The following is a 19,085-nucleotide window of genomic DNA, read 5'->3' as shown; positions in this document are numbered from 1 at the left end:
GCTTTCGGCAGCGCACCCGGCAGGGGCGAATCAGCCCGCTGACTGCCGCGGCCACTTGGCGGGATTCAGCCGGTCGGGGACGTGCTGTTCCAGAGTTTCCCGGTACATTTCAGCCTTTTTTTCCATGTAGGCCAGGCGTTTCTGCGCTTCTTCCAGCTGGGCCTGGGCCTTGGCTTTCTGCTCAAGAATGATCTGGTAGCGCATTTCTATGGTTGAATCCCCTTCCAGACACAGGTCCACATATTTTTTTACTGACTCCAAAGGCATTCCGCAGTCGCGGAGATATTTTACCCCGGTCAGCCAGTTGATGGATTCATCGTCAAAAAGCCGGTTGTTATTCTTATCCCGTTTCAGCGAGGGAACCAGCCCCTTGTCCGTATAAAAGCGGACCGTATGCTCCGAGAGATCCAGCATTTTGGAAACTTCTTTTACTGTATACATTTGAAAAAACCTCCTAAAAACCCTTGACTTCGAGCAGCTCGAAGGTGGTAAAGTAATGATAATACCAATGAGCTTTGGTGTCAAGAATTTACTTTCTGCAAGGAGGAACAGATATGACATATTTAGGAGAAAAAATCGGAAAACTGGGCTTTGGCCTGATGCGGCTGCCGCAGAAAGACAAGGCGATCGATGTGGAGCAGGTCAAGGAAATGGTGGATCGGTTTTTAGGCGCCGGGTTTACTTATTTTGATACGGCTTGGGCCTATGAAGGCAGCGAAGACGCCATCCGGCAGGCCCTGGTGGAGCGGTATCCCAGAGAAAGCTTTCAGCTGGCAACGAAAAACGCGGCCTGGATCAACTGCAAGAGCCGGGAAGAAGCCATCGCTCAGTTCGATACGTCGCTGAAACAGACAGGCGCCGGATACTTTGATTTTTATTTGCTGCACAATCTGGGAGAGAGCCGGACCAGGTTTTTCGACGACTTTGACATGTGGGGCTGGGTTCAGGAAAAGAAAAAGGAAGGCACGATCAAACATGTGGGCTTTTCTTTCCATTCCACGGCAAAGGAGCTGGAGGAAATTCTCACAGCGCACCCGGAGATGGAATTCGTACAGCTGCAGATCAATTATGCCGACTGGAATAACCCTGCCGTCCAGTCCCGGGAATGTTATGAGGTAGCAAGAAAGCACGGAAAACCGATCATCATTATGGAGCCGGTCAAGGGCGGCATGCTGGCTACGCCGCCGGAACCAGTAAAAGAGATTTTCAGGGAAGCGGACGAAGATGCGTCGTGTGCTTCCTGGGCTATCCGTTACGCGGCGGATCTGGAGGGAGTCATCACCGTTTTGTCGGGCATGAGTAATTTGCAGCAGATGGACGATAACCTTTCCTTTATGAAGAATTTTAAAGGTTTGTCAGATGATGAAAGAGCAACCATAGACAAGGCGCAGGAAGCTTTGAGTCGTATCCCGCTGATTCCGTGCACCACCTGTGACTACTGCGCCAAGGTCTGCCCGATGAATATCGGAATTTCCGGGTCCTTTACAGCGATGAATTATCTGACCCTTTATAACAACAAGCAAGGCGCGGCCTCTCAGGAAGAGTGGCTGGTTAACGGGCACGGGAAAAAGCGGGCTGCGGAATGTATCAAGTGCGGCAAATGCCAGGAAGCCTGCCCGCAGCATATTTCCATTATCAGCGAGCTGGAAAGGGTCAGTGAAGCCTTTTGCTGACAGGCTTTAGCCGGTACATGTAAAACTCAGATGGGCGATATCCAGAGGAGCGAGGAGCAGTGAATGCTGGTGGTTTTTTGTACTGGGCACGATCTGAAAAGAAACCTTCGGCACGGTCATCTGCTCAATACATTCGTAATCATGAGGGTTAATCGGGTTCTGAAAGTTCAGCTGGCACCAGTAGTCGATACAAGAGGAGGAGGCAGCCAGCAGCTTTTGCGTAAGCTTGTGACTTTGGGCAATGTTAGCAAAATTGAAGGTCATGTCCACGGAAACCAACGGATCGTCATTGAAAGCCAGGATGCTGTAATTCTCATGATTCCTCGTAACAATATATCCAGGCCCTGCATCAGAGATCTGTCCATATAGGTCGAGCCAGAACATACAGAGATAGTAAAGCGGTTTCTTCATGCCATTGACGGCGAAGATGCCGTTTTTGTTTTTTGAAGTATCAATGGCCTGCAGATGGGGAAGAGAAAGATCTCTGCTTTGGGAGGCCCTTTTTAACAGGGAAATACAATAGTCCTGAGGAAAAGCGCGATGATACAGCTGCGCCGGATTTTCATTTTTTTGTCCGCTTTTTTTAGCGGCCAGAACATGTTCAAACAGATGGCCGGAAACCTGACTGAAGAACCGGGAATCCCGCTCATCATCGGGGACAGACCGGAGGCTCTGGGGCTGGGCCAGGTCCAGCGTAATATGCCTTCTTTGGGGATTGGAATTTTCCAAAACCGTAATTCTGGAAAAATCCTTTTCAATCAAATCCAGAACTGCGTCCAAGGGTAAAATCCGCGCCTGAGGCTTTGCGAACATAACCGTTCGCTCCCGAAATTTCTGCCGGTATTCTTTGGGGTGCATGCCAAACCATTTTTTAAAAGAATCGACATAATAGTTATAATTGGAAAAACCCACATCCATGGCTATCTTGGAAATAGCTTTATCTGTGGCAAGAATATCATATTCGGAAATCTCAGCCCGGGTCATATTGAGAAAATCGCGAAAGCTGGCGCCGACAAAACGCTGGAACAGGTGGGACAGATAGAAGGTGTTCATATTTTCGGCGGCTGCGATAGCGGAAAGGCTGATTTTGCAGTTGTAGTTGGCGTAAATGTAAGCGACGATGCGGCTGATTCGATCGATCTGAAAAACGTCGTGGGTGCCGCGATGCTCCCAGGACTTATTATCATTAATCATAAAGTTTCGAAAATCATTATGGAGCGTTTTTAAAATTCCGGTGGCGCTTTCAATCATTACCTGCCGATGGTGATCGTAGGTTTCCCGGCTTTTTAATACCAGAGAAAAAATCTGTCGCCTGAGCAGAGCCTGACTGGTATAGATAATATCGGGATCCGTGGAGTGAATGGAAAATACCTGGTTGCCCAGATTGGGGAACAGTGTGGAAAAGTATTCGATATCGAAGCTCAGCAATATGATTTTACTGGTTTCGGTCAGACTTTCAAATCCGTGAATGTCCTCGGAATGGATGAACTGAATGCCGTTTTCCTTTATATGATAATAGCCGTAAGTCAGTTTCAGTTCCACCTCGCCGGAAAGAACATAGCAAATTTGGATATCGCTGTGAAAATGCCAGGGATAGCTTCCCAGCTCAAGAATCTGCACTTTAACCGGCAGATTGTCTTCATAAGTAATCTTTTCTAACATAAAATACGCCTCCGTAAGCAGGGGGTAAGCGGGCAATACTTTCTTTTTTGCTTTCTTCCATTATATCATCGGATTTAATAATAAAAAATAATGAAATAATTTAGAAAATTCTAAAAAATATTAGCAACAAAAGCATAGCCGCGGCCCGGGCGAAAGACTATACTGAACCAAATACATCATTTGGAAAGGAAGGTATGCAAAAATGAGTGGACAAAAAGACGGCGTCAATGCCTTAAAAAAACAGAAAGTCGGATTGATCAGCCTGATAGCCATCATGTATTGTGCATGCGCCGCGGGCGCTTTCGGCGTTGAAGAAATGATTACGGCCAGCGGCCCGGGAATGACCATCATCATGCTGCTGGTGTTTCCGCTGATCTGGGCGGTGCCCTTTTGTATGGGCGTAGCGGAGCTGGGAGCTATTATGCCCGACGAAGGCGGCTCTTATGTCTGGGTCAAACGAACGCTGGGCGAATTCTGGGGGTTTATAGGAACGTTTCTTCTGGCCATCTCCTTTTATGTGGCCAATGCGGTCTACATCGTGCTCTCCGTGGGCTATTTGTCCTATTTCGTAGAGCTGACGGTTTTTCAGGCTTTCTGCATCAAAGTAATTTTGATCGCGATTTTCACCGCCATTAATCTCATGGGAATTCAGGAAGTCGGGAAGGTCAGTACATTCCTGACAATAATCGTAATCGCGGCCTTTGCTCTGGTAGCGATCGTAGGCTTTCTGAACTGGAATCAAAACCCTATGGAACCTTTTGTGCCCAAGGGCGGAGGAATGATCGAAAGCATCGGCGGATGCGCGTCTCTCTGCATCTGGATGTACTGCGGCTACATCAGTATTCCCAACATTGCGGGGGAAGTGGATAATCCGCAGTTGATTCCCAAAGCAGTGCTGCTTTCTCTACCTTTGATCACAGCGACCTACGTACTCCCCACCATTGGCGGACTTGCTTCGGTTGGAAACTGGGAAAGCTGGACTGTGGACGGCAGTAGCGGCGGCGTTGGATTTTCCAGCGTGCTGACGCAGTATATGGGGCCGGCCATGGGAATCGTTTTCTGCGTGGTTGCCATTGCCTCACAGCTGGCTATTTTCAACAGCCAATTGGCTACCGGCTCCAGAGGCTTCTTTGTTCTGGCAGATGACAACCTATGCCCAAAATTTCTGCGTAAGGTTTCCAGGAAAAAAGGCGTTCCTTATGTAAGCGTGCTGCTTTATACGGCTGTCACTCTGGCGCTCATGGAATTTGAATTTACCGCGCTGGTGCTTCTGGAAGTCATATTCGGCCTGGCTACATATGTACTTGTTTGTATAGCCTTAATCAAAATGAGAAAACTCTATCCGGTTGAAGAGCGAAAGGGTTTGTTTGTGATACCGGGCGGCAAAGCGGGGCTGTATTACTGCGGGCTGCTCCCGATTCTGGTATGCGTCATTGTACTGCTTTTAAACGGTACGGACTACTTTTTAGGCGGGATGCTCTTAATCCCCATTGCGGTTTTATTCTATATTATTTTCAAGCGCTTTTACGGAGGACTTCATAAAACAGATCCGAATCTTTACCCGATCAATGGGAAAACAAAACTGGCCCGGGGAGATTTGAGCCGGTTCGGCGCCTTTGCCCTGATAATCGGCGTATATTCGATGATCAGCGTGCCGTTTTTTAACTGGTATGAGGGCGATTGGGGACAGGAATATTATTTAGAGGAATATGGAAGCGGTTTGTTCAGCAATTTCGATGGCATGCTGAAAATCCTCTTGATCTATGGAATCGTTATGGCCGCAGCGGGTATTGCATTGTCCCTGTTGGGGAGAAAATACGACCCGGTACAAAAGGAGGTGGACCTCAATGAAGACAGCGGAAAGCTTGTATTATAACGGAACCATTTATTGTTCGGCAAAGGCGGACTCCCGGGCGGAAACGGTGGCGGTGGCTGGAGGGAAGATTCTCTTTGCCGGAAGCCGCCAGGACGCGGAGCCGTACATACAGGAAGAGACGGAGCTGATTGACCTGAAGGGCGGGGTCATGTTCCCCGGATTTATTGACGCCCATGCCCATCCGGTTATGGCGGCATATTTTCTTTCCGGCATCCTTCTTGATGTGAATATGGGGCGGCAGGAAATTTTAGCCGCCGTTCAAAAGTATATCGGGGAGTACCCGGAAAAAGAAACATATTTCGGCCATGGTTACGCGGAATGGTTCTTTGAAAGGGAACGGCTGCATAAGGAAGAGCTGGATGCCATTTGCCCGGATAAACCGATTGTGATTACAGGCAGCAGCGGCCATGAAGGCTGGTGCAACAGCAAAGCGCTGGAAATGGCGGGAATTGATCGGAACTTTCCGGATCCGGTACCGGGATTTCATTTTTTCAGAAGAGACGAAAATGGAGAACCTACGGGGAATTTCATGGAAATGGGCTGTCTGTCAATTCTATGTGAACGTTTGAATCTGTTTGAGGAAGAAACCGTTCGCCGGCAGCTGAAACAAGTATTTGAATATTTTAGCAGTATTGGAATTACAGCCATAGCGGACTGCGGCTCCCTGCCTTTCATGGAGGAGATGGGTTTGCCGATTATCGCCGATATGGCGTATGACCGCTCACTACGCCAGAGGATTTTTGGCTGCTGTTTTGTCGCCCGGCCTGAGGACAAAGAAGGTGCCGTGGAGCAATTGCGGCAGCTGCGTAAAACCTATTTCCTGCCCGACTGGCTGGAAATGAAAACCTTGAAAATTATCAATGATGGTACGATGGAAAGCCGGACAGCCAGCTTGTCAAAGCCCTATTTGGGCGCGGCCCGATGTGTCAGTCCCATGCTGGAAGGAGAGGATTTACAGGACTTATGTCTGGATGCGGCAGGGAAAGGATTTGACGTCTATATCCACGCCATCGGTGACCGGGCCATTCACGAAACGGTATTGGCGGCGGAGAAAATAAGGCGGGCAGGTTTCCATAAGACCAGGATTACCAACGCCCATACGGAACTGGTGCAGGAGGAAGACATTCCCAGGTTTGCTCAGTGGAATATAACGGCCAATACCACCGGCGGATGGCATTATGGGACGGAGGATGAAAAAAAGACCATCGGCGAGAGAGCGGACCGCCTGTTCCCGCTCCAATCAATTTTACAGGCCGGGGGAAGGATGAGCCTGGGCAGTGATTTTCCGGTCGACGAGCAGGGGGCAAATCCCATGATTTCCATGGAAACCGGCGTAACCAGACAGCTGGCGGGCAACAGGGAGGGCTTGATCCTGCAGCCTGAAAGTCAGCGGCTTACCATTGAGCAGATGCTGGAGGGATATACGGCCTCCGCTGCTTATCAACTGGGCATGGAATCGAAACTAGGATCCATAGAGCCCGGCAAATACGCGGATTTCACGGTCCTGGGAGCTGATCCCTTTGAGGTGGAAACCTATCAGATTCATAAGATTCCAATCTGCATGACCGTGGCAGGAGGGAAGATAACCTATAAAAAAGAGTAAAACCTTTGTACTAGGTGGCGCGGCATTGAATTCTATCCAATGCCGCGCCACTTATCTTTAATTGGCTGCGGTTTGGCCAGCGGTCTGAGCGTTTGAATCCGATGTTGTTTCCCCATATCCGATCGAAAAACGCCTTTTATGGATAAAAGTTGTGGGCTGGAAGGGTCTGTTTTGAAGCATTCTCTTCCAAATGGCCTATTTGTAAAAAACCAGGCCCGGGAACCGTTGCAAAATTATCCATATTCGCTATAAATTAAAGGCAAATGGGTAAACGCTTTTCCTGCGCCGGGCACTCCGGTTTGGCAGCACTGACAAATAAAAAGAAAATTCAGAAAAAATAACTTGACAAAGCAAACTGAAACATATATAGTTACAGTTACAGACGGGAACGCCGGAAAAAGGTTAAGCGGGGATAAGAGAATCATTTAAAAAGGGGAACGCAATGCAGGGTGCTGCAGGAAGAGTAAGGAGTAAAGTCATGAATACACGTGAACATGAGACGATGAAAGTAAGGGGAAGCGCAGATGTTTCGTATCTGGAGAAGACAGTGGATCAGATGGTATGGGAGTTTATGGAGGAAGAAGAGATCCCCGGGCTGACTCTGGCAATTGTACAGGCGCCGTACATACCCAGGGTAGTGGGATATGGAGTGTCCGACGCTCAGCAGAGGAGACTGGCCTCAGCCAATACCATGTGGCCGGCAGGGCCGATTTCTCAAGCCTTTGCCGCCGTAGCAACCATGCAGCTATATGAGGACGGCACATTACAGCTTGAAGATACTGTGGGGAAATGGATTCCGGAGGCGCCGGGATCATGGAAAGCTATCACAGTGCTGCAGCTGCTCCGCCATGCTTCGGGACTTGCCGATTACCGGCAGGACAACGCCTTCTGCCCTTTCTGCAAATGGACCTTTGGGGAGCTGATGGAGTTGACAGCGGATATGCCTTTGCGATTTACGCCAGGCATGGACGTGGAGCAGAGCGCCACCAATTTCCTGCTGCTGACAGAGATCATTGAACGGGCCTGCGGGATGAGCTATCACGATTTTGTTACGGAACGGCAGATTCGATATCTGGGACTGCCCAGAACCGGGTTTGCGGAGAATCTGGATAAGTTCAATTACGAAGACGTTTCTCTGACCGGCAATGTCCACCAGAAATTTAAAGCGGACGGTTTATACATTGATCCCACAGAATCGGCGGCCAGCTATGGGCCGGAAGGTCAACCTGTAGCGAGGGTCGAATCGTCGGCGCTGAGAGGGTTTTCCGATCTATGGGCTTCGGCGCAGGACATTTCGTTTTGGGATATCAGCCTGGCCGGTTCTGTTCTCATCCACAGTCAGGAGTCCCGGGATTTGATCTATAAGCCGTGGCAGCTGCCGGACGGCAGAGAGGTTCCGGCTGTGGCGGGCTGGCAGTTCTATAAGCATCGGGGACTGATGGACATTAAGGGTTCTGTTCCCGGATTTTCGTCTTTCCTCAGCAGGTTCACCCATGCGGAAGAATTGGTCTGCGTGACGCTGCTGGCCAATAAGGAAGGCGTGGATTTCACCAATCTGGGGAGAAGAATCGCCGGAGCGTTCGGAGATCTTCTGTCCACCAATTACGACGATAACAAGCTTTATTTGCTGGAAGGACAGCTTTCGGCCGCGGATACGGTAACCCGATTGGAAGAAGCACTGACAGAGCGGAATATTCCGGTCTTTGCCAAGTTCGATCATCAGCGGAACGCAAAAGCGGTGGGACAGGAGCTGCGGCCTACTACGGTGCTGGTTTTCGGATCGCCGGAAGTGGGAACCGGACTGATGCAGGCGGATCAAAGCATTTCCCTGGAGCTGCCTTTGAGGATTTCCGTGTGGGAGGATGAAGCGGGGAGCACCTGGCTGGCGTTCCCGTGGATGCAGAAGCTGGCCGCGGGTTACGGACTGGCGGAGAATCCTGTGATTCCGAAGATGCAGAAGCTGCTGGAAACGCTGGTTCGCAGGGCAGGCAGCGTGTACTGATTGATTGGATGCGGATCAGAAGTTCAGGTCTGGGTGCAGCTTTCCATATTTGAAGTTTCTTATCCATTTTAAGCAGAAAAAACGCCTTTATGGATAAAAGTTGTGGCCTGGAGAGGTCTGTTTTCGACCATTTCCTGTTAAACAGCCTAATTTAAAAAAAGAGTCCGCAGACCATTACAAAGTTATCCAGATTATTCTCAAAAGAAGCGAATCTGGATAACTTTTGTTATACGATATTCAACCTTACGGCAACGCCGATACGATCCGGTCAGAATAGTATATGAGCAGGATTAGGCAGCGTTATCTCTTACCTGCCGCCGCCCATTAAGAAGGTTTATTTCTTAATAGGACAGTCCTTTGTTATGGATGAATAATTCTATACACTCTCAATGGGTATACAGATCTCTGTGATACAATTTTCAGGGTCATCAGGATCATAAGAGTTTTTCAAGTGGAGTTCGGCGGGAATTCCGGTAATCTTATAATTCTGCGTGTTTATCCATCGAATCATTTCCGAATAAGTCTCTTCCAGTTCATCATTATAGTCTGGGCCGTAGCAATCTCCGACGTGGATGGCTGTAACATATTTCCCTCCAAGTATTGTTTTGAAACGATTATCTTCAAGCATAAATTTGCGCCTTTCTACAGACAGGCATATTTCTGTATCCAGGTGGGAAAAATCATCAATTTCCATATTCTCATAATAGTAAATTCCGATATATGGTTCTCTGGCTTCAAGGCCCATTGCTTTGAGATCCTGCTCACATTCCATACAGAAGGCGGGTTCTTCCATTAAATCGATGATCCTTCTCTTTGAATAGACAAATTTTTCTTTTATTTCCCGTATTGCAAAATTCATTCTATTAAGAAGCGGGTATGTGCTGTTCTTAGCTTTTATGTCTTCAATCTTTGAATTGATCTGTGCGTTTATCCTGTTGAGATTTTTTATCTCCAAATCCAATTCAGATTTTCTGTGATTCAGAGCGGTGATAAGAGTAGGAGGACTTTGATTGTCCATAATTTGTCCGATTTCTTTTAGAGAAAACCCAAAAACGCTGAGTTCCTTGATAAGAAGTATCTCAGTTATCTGGTCTTCCCTATAATACCTGTACCCAGTCATTTCATCTATATTGCTTGGGCTGAAAAGGTTAATCTTGTCATAATAACGAAGGGCTTTTACCGATACCCTTGCTATATTTGCGAACTCTCCGATAGAATATTTCATTGTTTCATTATATAATACCGGAAACCTCATTTCAAACGATTTATCCCACTTCAGCAAGGTCTTCCCAATAATTGTTTAAATATTTAAATAATATGTTGACACTCCCCCGGGGGGAGACTTTAGTTTTGAAACAAATACACATACTGTTTAAGTTGATTTGAAGGAGGATGAATATGAAAAATGAAAAAATTATTATTAAAACACCGGACATAGGCGAATTCGAAGATGTTAACCGCATCGATTCCGAAGCATGGTCAGTGCTGCCGCCAGTACCCGATGAAAAAGAAGATCTGTTCAATATTCTAAAGACTTTTCCAGAGGGGTTTTTGTCTGTATATGTTGATGGTGAAATAGCGGGCAATTGCTATACTGTAAGGCTTAATTATGACATTGATCACCCCGTCAGAACATGGGAAGAAGTGTCCGGTAACAGCCGTGCCGATAACCACGATGCAAACGGAGATACGCTATATGTGATTGCTCTTGGCATATCGCCCAGATTTCGTGGACGCGGGCTGGGTGAAAAACTGATTAGAGCGCAGCAGGACAATTGCGTGAAATTCGGCTGTAAAGCTTTGATTTTGGGGTGCAGAGTACCTGATTATCACCAGCATTCAGATATGCGTATCGAAGATTACATCAAATGGAAAGACGATAACGGTAAATATATTGACAAGGAGCTGAGGTTTTATTCAAAATGTGGAATGGAATTTATCAAGCCGTTGCCTGAATATATGTCAGGCAATAATGCCGACCCTTATAGCCTGAACTATGGGGTGCTGTCAGTTTGGAATAATGATTTGTATAGTAAGTAAAGGAGGCTCAAATGAGTTGCAATTCAACAGGAGGAATTGAAGGCGTGGAAGGCCTGAAAAAGAAGAACTTAGGGCCTGTTTCCATAGCGTTTTTAATATATTGCCTGGCTGCCGCGGGCGCTTTCGGCATTGAAGAGATGATTCCGGTCAGCGGCCCGGGTTTAACGCTTTTGATGCTTTTGATATTTGCGTTTATATGGTCATACCCGATATGCAATATAGTAGCGGAGACCGGTTCGTTACTGCCATCTGAAGGAGGTCTTTATATAAGTGTACAGAAGGCTTTCGGTGAGTTTTGGGGATTTCAAAATGGGTGGTGGCTGACGATAGCTTTTTATCTCTCATCCGCAACCTTTGTCTCCATTATCGGCGGCTACACCGCGCAACTGCTCTCGCTGGATGAAACCGGTACACAGCTTGTCAAACTAGCGGTTGTAATTATTTTTACGATCGTCAACCTGTTGGGGCTAAAAGAAGTAAGCATCATATCAAATATTCTGTCTGTGGCTATTTTGACGGCATTTGCGCTTGTCTGTATCGTTGGCCTTGCGAACTGGCAGCACAATCCGGTACAGCCTTTCATTCCGGAAGAGACCGGACTGCTGGAAGCCATTGGAAATTCAATTTGCATATGTGTTTGGATGTATTCAGGATATGAATGTATCGCGAACATTGCAGGTGAAGTGACAGACCCTCAGGTTATTCCCCGCGGTCTCAAAATTGCATTGCCGGTCATCGCCGTTTCATATATACTTCCCACATTGGCAGGGCTGGCTTCGGTAGGTCCGTGGGATACATGGTCCCTCGAATTCAATCAGGAAGGCAGTGTGGGATATGCTACTGTTTTACAGCAATATATCGGTCCTGTTGCGGGATATGCGTTTTTGGTAATCGCCATTATATCTCAATGCGCTATCTTTAATACCTATATTGCATCAGGGTCAAGGGGATTCTTTGTAATGGCAGATGATAATCTGTTTCCAAAGGGCTTTGTAAAAGTAAGCAAAAAGCGAGGTATTCCCTATATTGGTGTCATTTCCATAGCACTGGTATCACTGCTTTCTACGCAATTTGACTTTAACTTTCTTGCAATAACTACAACCGTATTCCTGCTGGCTGTGTATATATTAAGCGCATTGGCAGTTCTGAAACTCAGGAAAAAATATCCGATCGAGAACAGAAAGGGACTTTACATCATACCAGGCGGGAAAGTTGGTCTATATTTTTGTGTATTTCTGGTAGTGGGGCTCTCTATGTTTTCATTTGTAATCAATGGAACGGATTACCTTCTGATTGGTCTGATTGGTATGCTTTCAGGTCCTGTAATTTACATCGTATGCAAGATAAAATACAAAGGGTTGACTCTGAAAGAGCCGGATGAATATAAGATAAATCCCGCAACGCGGCTGGCGGCAGGAGATATGCAGAGAATCTCTCTGTTCATAGTGTTTTTAGGCCTTATAGCCTTTATAGCCCAATTTTTCATTAGGCTATATGAAGGTTCCTGGGGAGCGGAATACTATCTTGAAACGTGGGGATCAGGGCTTTTGTCAAATTTTGAATTGATGTTGAACATACTGGTGTATGGCGGGGCAGCGTTTATAATCGCAGGCTGGATATCCTATCGAATATTCAAAAAGAAGGATCCGGTAATATAAAAATTGAAATAAAAGTTAAGTTTAAATCAGCATGATTGCTAAGGAGGAAATATGCTAGATAATTTTAAATTATTCAACGAGTCATGGTTGAGGTGGGGTGCCAAAAGAAAAGAAGACGCAAAGGTATGTATCATGGGAATCCCATTTGATAACGCAACCAGTCTGAACAAAGGGACCATGTATGGACCAGATACTTTAAGAAGGCTGTCGATCGATCTTTCCGATATAACGGAAAGCTTTAAACCATTGAAAGACGAAATCCTGTATGATATTGGCGACATTCAAATTGATCTGAACTGGGAAAGATACTATAAAACAGTGGAAGAGGAAGCATATAGGTTAATGGCGGATGATCAATTCTGTCTGTTTCTGGGAGGCGATCATTCGGTAACGATTCCCTTGCATAAGGCATTTGGAAAATGGCAGAAAAAGAAAAACAAGGATGCACGCATAGGCATAATTCACTTTGACGCCCATTACGATTTATGTGATGAGTATGATGGTCATAAATGGTCACATGCATCTACGGAAGCAAGGGCGCTTGACGATGTCATCAAGGGAGAAGACTTGCATTTTCTTGGAATAAGGGTTGCTGAAAAGGCTGAACTCGATACCATTAAAAGAAACCCAGGGATCAAAACTATAACAGCGCTGGATATTTTTCAAAAAGGTTACCTGTGGGCGTATAAAGAATTGGAAGCGCACTTCAAAGACTATGATGCCGTTTACTTCACTCTTGATATCGATGTCCTGGATCCGGCATTTGCCCCAGGCACAGGAACCCCGGTTGCTGGAGGGATATCCTCCAGAGATCTGATAGAGCTTTTCAAACTTATGCTGGAAGGGCTTCCTGTCAAGGCTATGGATATCGTTGAAGTTGCTCCGCCGCTGGATGTCAATGATATAACCTCCTGGGCCGCGCTCAGAATAATTCATGAACTATTGCTTTATAAAAGTTACAATTAAGATTGGGCAAGATACATATCTAAGGGGCCTTGCTTTTACCCAAATTCCCAAAAGACCCAAAAACTCACAAATTGTTCATTTTCTCCCAACGACATAATTAGTAAATAGTGCTAAAATATAGTAAATAGATTGAATTTTCTGTAATAAGCAAGGAGGATATGATGGGTCACTTTCATTTTATGCTGCCCAATTGCCAAAAGCCTGAACGCCTGTGCCTGAGCATCGGCGGACAGGCTTTTTCTGTACAGGAGCACACGGAGGAATCGCGGGAAGAGGCAGCCAGGTCCAATCTGGCGCTGGCTGCCATACCGCGGCAGCAACGGGCACAAATCAATTATTTTGCGGAAGTAGAGCTGGACAAGCTGCCGGAAAACCGGCTGCTGAGAGCACAGATCACCGAAAAGGAGACCGGTGACAGCCCTTTCAAGCTGCCGGTTTTACATCATTTTTCCGTTTATATCCCCAGAAAACACAGGGAACTCTACATGGACAGATATGTGATGCCTCAAATGACGGCGGAAAGAAACGATGCGGCGGACAGTTTGTTTTATCTGGATCCCAAGCTTTCCATGCTGGGCGCTGAGGAAGAACAGCTGCTGCAAATGCTGGCAAGTGCGGAAATGGACAATGGGGACTTTCTGCTTCGGCTCAATCTGGACGCCGGATACCTTCTGACTCCCATGGATATCGCAAAATCGCTGGTTTTCCAGCATCCAAATCTGGCCAACGCCCAGCCCGGCACCGCTGCCGTCGTTATGAACGAGCATGTGGCGCCTTCCCGTGCCAGCAATCCAGAACAGTACCAAAAACTCTATAATCTGGCTACGGACATCAGCAGGCAGGGGCCGGACAAATGGTGTTACCGCACAAACGTGACCAACCGGACGACCGGAAAAGAAATGGTCTATGAGTACGATATCGCCAGCCATAAGACCGGGGATCGAGTGGAAATCTACGATCTGTCCGACCGGACGCTGAAAAGCACCGCCGATCCGCTCAGGGGCGCCCTCAGCACTGCCAACCAGGACGAACGTTTGCAAAACTACACATGGCATACGGCGCCAGGCACTGCCTGCGACGAAAAGGATGCCAGTACCCGTCAAAAACAGCAGATGCGGCAAAGAGCGGACCGCAGCGGAGGCGTGAGCTGGTCGCTGAAAGAACAGACGCCGCTTCGGGGCATGAACCTTTATCAGAACAGCATCCGAGTCAATGATAAAACCTTCAGCATGGATGTGAAAAATTACTGGCTGCGGACTTTGGGAGCATACTATCGGCTGCTGGACGATAAGGGAACGCCCTACGGAGAAAAGAAATTTTCTACGATAGTCGTCCCGGTGGATACCCTGATGGGAATTCCCATGCCTGTCTGGAAGACAACGGTAGAACTGGATTTCCCGGACGACGCTTCCGGTGTCGATCTGCTCTTCGGCGGTCTGGGAACCTCCGGTTACGATAAAGACGTATGTATCGACGGAATTGCCTTGACCGCTATCTTCCAATTGGGAATCCCCACATTCTTCCTATTCATCGACGCAGGACTTGTTACAACAAAAGTTCTCACAGAGGCCATGAAAGATAAAGCATTTGTCAATCAGGTAGTGCAGACCTTTGTGGAAGTAATCAAAGCAGGTATCTATAATGGTCCTACTGTAGGGCTCATTTATTCGCTCCTGGAGATTACGGGCAAGACCATCGGCGGGATATTGGCGACAAAACTCTTTGAAAAGATTTTTATCTGGATCATGGGGCTGAAAACAAAGCAGGAGATTGAAGCGGAGCTTCCAGTGGCAGGATGGATTTTGCGCATTGCCAATGTGGTGATGGATCTGGCCCAGCTGGCCCAGACCATAGCCGAAGTTTGCAGTTCTCCCGCCGTAATCAGCGCCAGGGTGACCCGCAGTATGAATATGAAAGCCATCGTAAAACCGGACCCGGCCCATGGAGAACCGGGCCGCCCGCAGACCGCCGTATGGCCGGCTGCCGCGGACAACTGGAAGATAGAGCTGCTCTACAGAGGAGGCACCAATAAAAGCACGGTGGGAACGTTTTCCAAAACCACCGCGTCGGCTCCCATCGAAGCCAGCTTTACCCAGGTTCCGGCCGGAGGGGAATGCAAGATCTACGCCTCCGCTTATTCGGAAAACGGGTGGCTGTGCGGCAAATGGGAGAGCGACTGGATCAAGGCCCTTCCCGACGGGGGCAGCGATACCAAAACCGTGACCGGAGCGATCACAGAGGTACTGGTGCCCCTTACCTGCGATGTGCAGTATCAGTATAAGGAAAAACTGGTCTATGACGAAAGCGGCTACGGCTGGCATGAAGGGGACAAACCCAGGGAAACCATCAAAGATCTGGGACAGGGTACCGGCGACCGTCTGTGCAGGCTGGAGCACATCACCTACAGCACCCACTTGAAGCAGGCCGGGTACGTGTGGAACGCCGCCGGTTCCAAGCTTCCGCCCGTATTGGAGCAGGAAGAGGGGCTCACTGCCGAATATCTGGCGCAGAATATTTCCGTTCTGGGAAAGGAGACTTTGAACCAGCGGCTGAAAACCTCAGAGCTGGGGTTCAGCGGCCAGCCCTGTATCGCTTACAACAAGTTTGGTGAAGGCGGCGACAATTTCATTCTGGACCCCAGGAAGGGACAATGCCATCTGAGAAAGGTGGACCTGATGGATGGAAAGCATGGATTCGGCTTTACAAACGCGGCGATGAAAAGCTACGGAAGATTCAGCCAGAATCATCTGGACGCAATGGTCATCCATCCCGATGGAATCGCCATCGCCGTCAACTGGAAAAACAGCAAAATGGAAATCCTGGAAATCCCCGAAACCCCGTCGCCCGATCAGGAAGCCAAAGAAGCGCAGCTTCTGTCAGGACAGGGAGTCCGCCAGGGTCTGATGGACGGCCCCACAGCCCTGAAAATCGCCAGAGACGGGAGGATACTGATTCTGGAGACCGGCAACAGGCGGATACAGGGATTTGATACAAAGGGCAACCCGGTTCCCGGTTTTTTGGGGGAAAAGCGGCTGGAAGGCAAAACGTCACAATATGCGGCGGATCTCGATCAGGAGCAATTTTCCGATTCTTTGCGTGAGCTGTTCCGCCGGGCAGGCATGAGCAAACTCTTTACCATTGAGGAGGGCTGGCAGCAGCTGCTGGACAGACAATGTTTAACGGAGGATCTGCGCCATGCACTGGCGGAGCAGGGTCTCTATCTGTACTGGGACGAGAAGGACTCCCGGGGAAGCGCGGCGATAAAAACCGTGCGGACGGGCGCGGAATGGGAAATCATCGAACCGGCGAGAAATTACCGCTACAAAGCGATCAAGGAGCGTGGAAAAATCAGCATCTATGAGTTGATTACGGAAATGGAAATCAAAGCAGTCAAGGCCGGAGAAACCTGGCAGCTTACAGATATAGCGGGAGGACGGGCATTCCTGGCCAGAGCAGAAGGCAGAGCCATCCGCTTTTACGACTATCTGTCCTACGTCAGCCTCAAAAAATTTTCTCGGGCGGATACTTATCTGGACTTTTCCATTGAAGGGCTGGGCTATTTATATGTGCTTTCCTACAGTGGCAGCGGCAGCAGGGCGGAGGACTATCACCTGGATATCTACCAGCCGGACGGAAGCTTTCTGGTACGGACGCCGGACAACCGCCTGCAGCCGGAAAATCCCCATTATCCCAACGTGGCAAAATTTGAGGTGGATGAATTCCGCAATCTCATCACCCTGAATTTTGAAAAAATCACAGGAGCAGGGGGAAGGCCGGAGCCTTCCGTCAGCCAGTGGAATCCCACCACGCCCCTTTTCGAGCTGGACAAATCCCATGACGGGGAATTGCGGCGGGGCGACATGAAAGCGGTCCGCAAGTTGTTTGCGGAGCACCGGATCACGCTGACAGACAGCGCCCGGTTGACAGCGGTAAAAGCGGGAGAACGTTACCTGATTGAGGACAGGCAGAAGGTTGCGGAAAAAGAGAGAAAGCTGGAATTCGATGTAATCTTGTGCGTGGACAAATTTTATGTTTATCGCATTTTAAAATAAGCCTGCATGGAAAAGGAGCGCGGAATGGAAAAGCAAGACATTGTCGTAACCAAAGAACGTCCGCTGTTGTTAAAGGGGAGCGGTACCTGGGAATACGGAACCATCACCATTAAGGCCGGCGGCTGCATACGCCTGGAAAACCAGGGCGGAAAAACCGTCATCCGGGCAGACCGTATAATCAAAGAAGGATAAGAAAGGAACACCTATTATGTGTAAAGAAAGAGATCAGCTGCTGATGGAAGTCATGGATTGGCAGGAAGAATATTTTATTAATCACGTCAAGGAAAGAAAACCGCAGAAAGGGACGATTTATACCAAAGATTACGAGGAAGGATTTTTTATCACCCCGGAAGCGTGCAGCCTGGGAGAACCGGTGTATCTGGACGTTCCCGACCTGGACACCATGAAAAAGCTGTGCAATCCCGACGAGCTGGTGGCGATGGGAGAATACGGCTCCCTCTGCGGAGAACTGCCCGAGTGGGAAGCCGCGGACAGTCTGCGGGATTTTTCCGACTTTTCCATACTGGAAAAGTCCGCTCTGTGCGATGCTTTCAATCAATACGTGTATCGGGATTCCAGTCTGGTAAAATCCTATAAGCAGCCCCTCAACCAATACTATTTTCCCATGAAGGTGCCTGTGTTTGAATATGAAGATATTGTGGTGACCAAGGGACACCCTCTGTATATCGGAAAAGAGGGTGATGAGCCGACCATTGTACATTTCCGCAATATGACATTGGAGAAAGGAGCGCAGGTCATAACCCGGGGAGTGGTGCAGGTAATCAGCGATAAGGTTAAAAGTCTGGGGACCAAAGCAGAGCCCGATATTCTGGCCAGCGTGGGCAATAACGGGGCGGATAATACGGGGGCGGCCGCACAGGGGGCCACAGGAGATCCGGGTACCCCGGGCACCTCGGGAACCAGCGGAAAAAATTCTTGTTCAATCCAACCGTCATCCGGAGGGCCCGGAGGGACAGGCAAGACCGGAGCTCTGGGGAAATCCGGCTGGAACGGTACCAACGGCGGCATTCTGGAGAAAAAACAACGGGTGATGGAAGGCTTCTTTTATGTCTACAGCAACGGAGGTAACGGAGGCAACGCGGGCAGAGGCGGCAAAGGCGGAACCGGAGGCAATGGCGGCGATGCGGCACCGGCCAATGGGCATTGTCCGGCAGGAAACCCGGGAACAGGCGGAAACGGAGGAGTTGGCGGCATCGGGGGCAACGGTGGAAACGGAGGCGATGGAAAAGAGGTCAATATTATGTATAATCAAGAGGCCTCTCCTACTGCGAAATTTAAGGTGCTGACACCCGCTCAGGCGGTAAACATGGGATTGCCCAACGCAGCAGGCGGAACGGAAGGCGCAGGCGGGTTTGCCGGTGAGGGAGGGATTGGCGGAAGATGCTACGATGCAAGCGGCAAGCTGGTTCCCAGCGGCGATACCTATAAGGGTCAGCCCGGAGTACCCGGCAGCGATGGCGATGCGGGCGAAACGGGAAGCCCCGGGGACATCTTCATCAATGGCACCTATATCTAATGACACCGGAAAGGCG

Annotated in this window: 13 protein-coding genes; 10 read left to right on the top strand and 3 right to left on the bottom strand. The window is 48.6% G+C overall.

The window, feature by feature from the left end; translation table 11 throughout:
- Nucleotides 1-30: 30 nt before the first annotated feature.
- Nucleotides 31-441 (bottom strand): MerR family transcriptional regulator, encoded by a 411-nt coding sequence (locus tag NE619_RS12605; protein WP_256132783.1) that lies wholly within the window; start codon nt 439-441, stop codon nt 31-33.
- A 113-nt stretch (nt 442-554) separates the two neighbouring features.
- Here NE619_RS12605 and NE619_RS12600 point away from each other — a divergent pair, with 113 nt between their 5' ends.
- The gene (locus NE619_RS12600; protein WP_256132782.1) at nt 555-1,673 is read left to right on the top strand and encodes an aldo/keto reductase; all 1,119 of its coding nucleotides are present in this window, start codon (nt 555-557) and stop codon (nt 1,671-1,673) included.
- Between the two features lie 6 nt (nt 1,674-1,679).
- Here the strand turns inward: NE619_RS12600 and NE619_RS12595 are convergent, their stop codons facing one another.
- Nucleotides 1,680-3,335 carry an AraC family transcriptional regulator gene (locus NE619_RS12595; RefSeq protein WP_256132781.1) on the bottom strand — a complete coding sequence of 552 codons (1,656 nt, stop codon included), beginning with the start codon at nt 3,333-3,335 and terminating at the stop codon, nt 1,680-1,682.
- Nucleotides 3,336-3,537: 202 nt separating this feature from the next.
- Between NE619_RS12595 and NE619_RS12590 the strand changes: the two genes are divergently transcribed.
- The 3 genes from NE619_RS12590 to NE619_RS12580 all read left to right on the top strand — a co-directional run bounded on the left by NE619_RS12590 (nt 3,538) and on the right by NE619_RS12580 (nt 8,816).
- Entirely contained in the window at nt 3,538-5,211 is a 1,674-nt protein-coding gene (locus NE619_RS12590; RefSeq protein WP_256132780.1) for an APC family permease, read from the top strand.
- Nucleotides 5,183-6,814, top strand: a complete 1,632-nt coding sequence (locus NE619_RS12585) for an amidohydrolase (protein ID WP_256132779.1) — start codon at nt 5,183-5,185, stop codon at nt 6,812-6,814. The genes NE619_RS12590 and NE619_RS12585 overlap by 29 nt, the downstream gene beginning before the upstream one ends.
- 478 nt (nt 6,815-7,292) lie before the next feature.
- The gene (locus tag NE619_RS12580) at nt 7,293-8,816 is read left to right on the top strand and encodes a serine hydrolase (RefSeq protein WP_256132778.1); all 1,524 of its coding nucleotides are present in this window, start codon (nt 7,293-7,295) and stop codon (nt 8,814-8,816) included.
- 376 nt (nt 8,817-9,192) lie between these two features.
- Here NE619_RS12580 and NE619_RS12575 read toward each other — a convergent pair whose 3' ends face one another.
- A complete protein-coding gene (locus NE619_RS12575) occupies nt 9,193-10,098 on the bottom strand; it encodes a MerR family transcriptional regulator (protein ID WP_256132777.1) in 906 nt (301 codons plus the stop codon).
- 116 nt (nt 10,099-10,214) lie between these two features.
- On the opposite strand from NE619_RS12575, the gene NE619_RS12570 reads away from it, so the two are divergent.
- From NE619_RS12570 to NE619_RS12545, 6 genes are all read left to right on the top strand, one after another.
- Nucleotides 10,215-10,856, top strand: coding sequence for a GNAT family N-acetyltransferase (locus NE619_RS12570; RefSeq protein WP_256132776.1), 642 nt, complete (start codon nt 10,215-10,217; stop codon nt 10,854-10,856).
- Between the two features lie 11 nt (nt 10,857-10,867).
- The gene (locus NE619_RS12565; protein ID WP_256132775.1) at nt 10,868-12,514 is read left to right on the top strand and encodes an APC family permease; all 1,647 of its coding nucleotides are present in this window, start codon (nt 10,868-10,870) and stop codon (nt 12,512-12,514) included.
- Between the two features lie 51 nt (nt 12,515-12,565).
- Entirely contained in the window at nt 12,566-13,480 is a 915-nt protein-coding gene (gene speB, locus NE619_RS12560; protein ID WP_256132774.1) for an agmatinase, read from the top strand.
- A gap of 161 nt (nt 13,481-13,641) precedes the next feature.
- Nucleotides 13,642-17,532 carry a hypothetical protein gene (locus NE619_RS12555; protein ID WP_256132773.1) on the top strand — a complete coding sequence of 1,297 codons (3,891 nt, stop codon included), beginning with the start codon at nt 13,642-13,644 and terminating at the stop codon, nt 17,530-17,532.
- 24 nt (nt 17,533-17,556) lie between these two features.
- A complete protein-coding gene (locus NE619_RS12550; RefSeq protein WP_256132772.1) occupies nt 17,557-17,724 on the top strand; it encodes a hypothetical protein in 168 nt (55 codons plus the stop codon).
- A 16-nt stretch (nt 17,725-17,740) separates the two neighbouring features.
- The gene (locus tag NE619_RS12545) at nt 17,741-19,069 is read left to right on the top strand and encodes a hypothetical protein (protein ID WP_256132771.1); all 1,329 of its coding nucleotides are present in this window, start codon (nt 17,741-17,743) and stop codon (nt 19,067-19,069) included.
- The last annotated feature ends 16 nt before the right edge of the window (nt 19,070-19,085 follow it).

The sequence above is a fragment of the Anaerovorax odorimutans genome, assembly GCF_024459955.1.
In the GTDB taxonomy this organism is placed as follows: domain Bacteria; phylum Bacillota; class Clostridia; order Peptostreptococcales; family Anaerovoracaceae; genus Hominibacterium; species Hominibacterium odorimutans_A.
The sequence above is the reverse complement of the archived record's forward strand: the minus strand, read 5'-3'. Positions and strand labels throughout refer to the sequence as shown.

What these genes read in the sequence shown, in the direction of transcription:
- NE619_RS12605 (WP_256132783.1), bottom strand. Translation starts at nt 441, where the DNA reads ATGTATACAGTAAAAGAAGTTTCCAAAATGCTGGATCTCTCGGAGCAT.
- NE619_RS12600 (WP_256132782.1), top strand. Translation starts at nt 555, where the DNA reads ATGACATATTTAGGAGAAAAAATCGGAAAACTGGGCTTTGGCCTGATG.
- NE619_RS12595 (WP_256132781.1), bottom strand. Translation starts at nt 3,335, where the DNA reads ATGTTAGAAAAGATTACTTATGAAGACAATCTGCCGGTTAAAGTGCAG.
- NE619_RS12590 (WP_256132780.1), top strand. Translation starts at nt 3,538, where the DNA reads ATGAGTGGACAAAAAGACGGCGTCAATGCCTTAAAAAAACAGAAAGTC.
- NE619_RS12585 (WP_256132779.1), top strand. Translation starts at nt 5,183, where the DNA reads ATGAAGACAGCGGAAAGCTTGTATTATAACGGAACCATTTATTGTTCG.
- NE619_RS12580 (WP_256132778.1), top strand. Translation starts at nt 7,293, where the DNA reads ATGAATACACGTGAACATGAGACGATGAAAGTAAGGGGAAGCGCAGAT.
- NE619_RS12570 (WP_256132776.1), top strand. Translation starts at nt 10,215, where the DNA reads ATGAAAAATGAAAAAATTATTATTAAAACACCGGACATAGGCGAATTC.
- NE619_RS12565 (WP_256132775.1), top strand. Translation starts at nt 10,868, where the DNA reads ATGAGTTGCAATTCAACAGGAGGAATTGAAGGCGTGGAAGGCCTGAAA.
- speB (WP_256132774.1), top strand. Translation starts at nt 12,566, where the DNA reads ATGCTAGATAATTTTAAATTATTCAACGAGTCATGGTTGAGGTGGGGT.
- NE619_RS12555 (WP_256132773.1), top strand. Translation starts at nt 13,642, where the DNA reads ATGGGTCACTTTCATTTTATGCTGCCCAATTGCCAAAAGCCTGAACGC.
- NE619_RS12550 (WP_256132772.1), top strand. Translation starts at nt 17,557, where the DNA reads ATGGAAAAGCAAGACATTGTCGTAACCAAAGAACGTCCGCTGTTGTTA.
- NE619_RS12545 (WP_256132771.1), top strand. Translation starts at nt 17,741, where the DNA reads ATGTGTAAAGAAAGAGATCAGCTGCTGATGGAAGTCATGGATTGGCAG.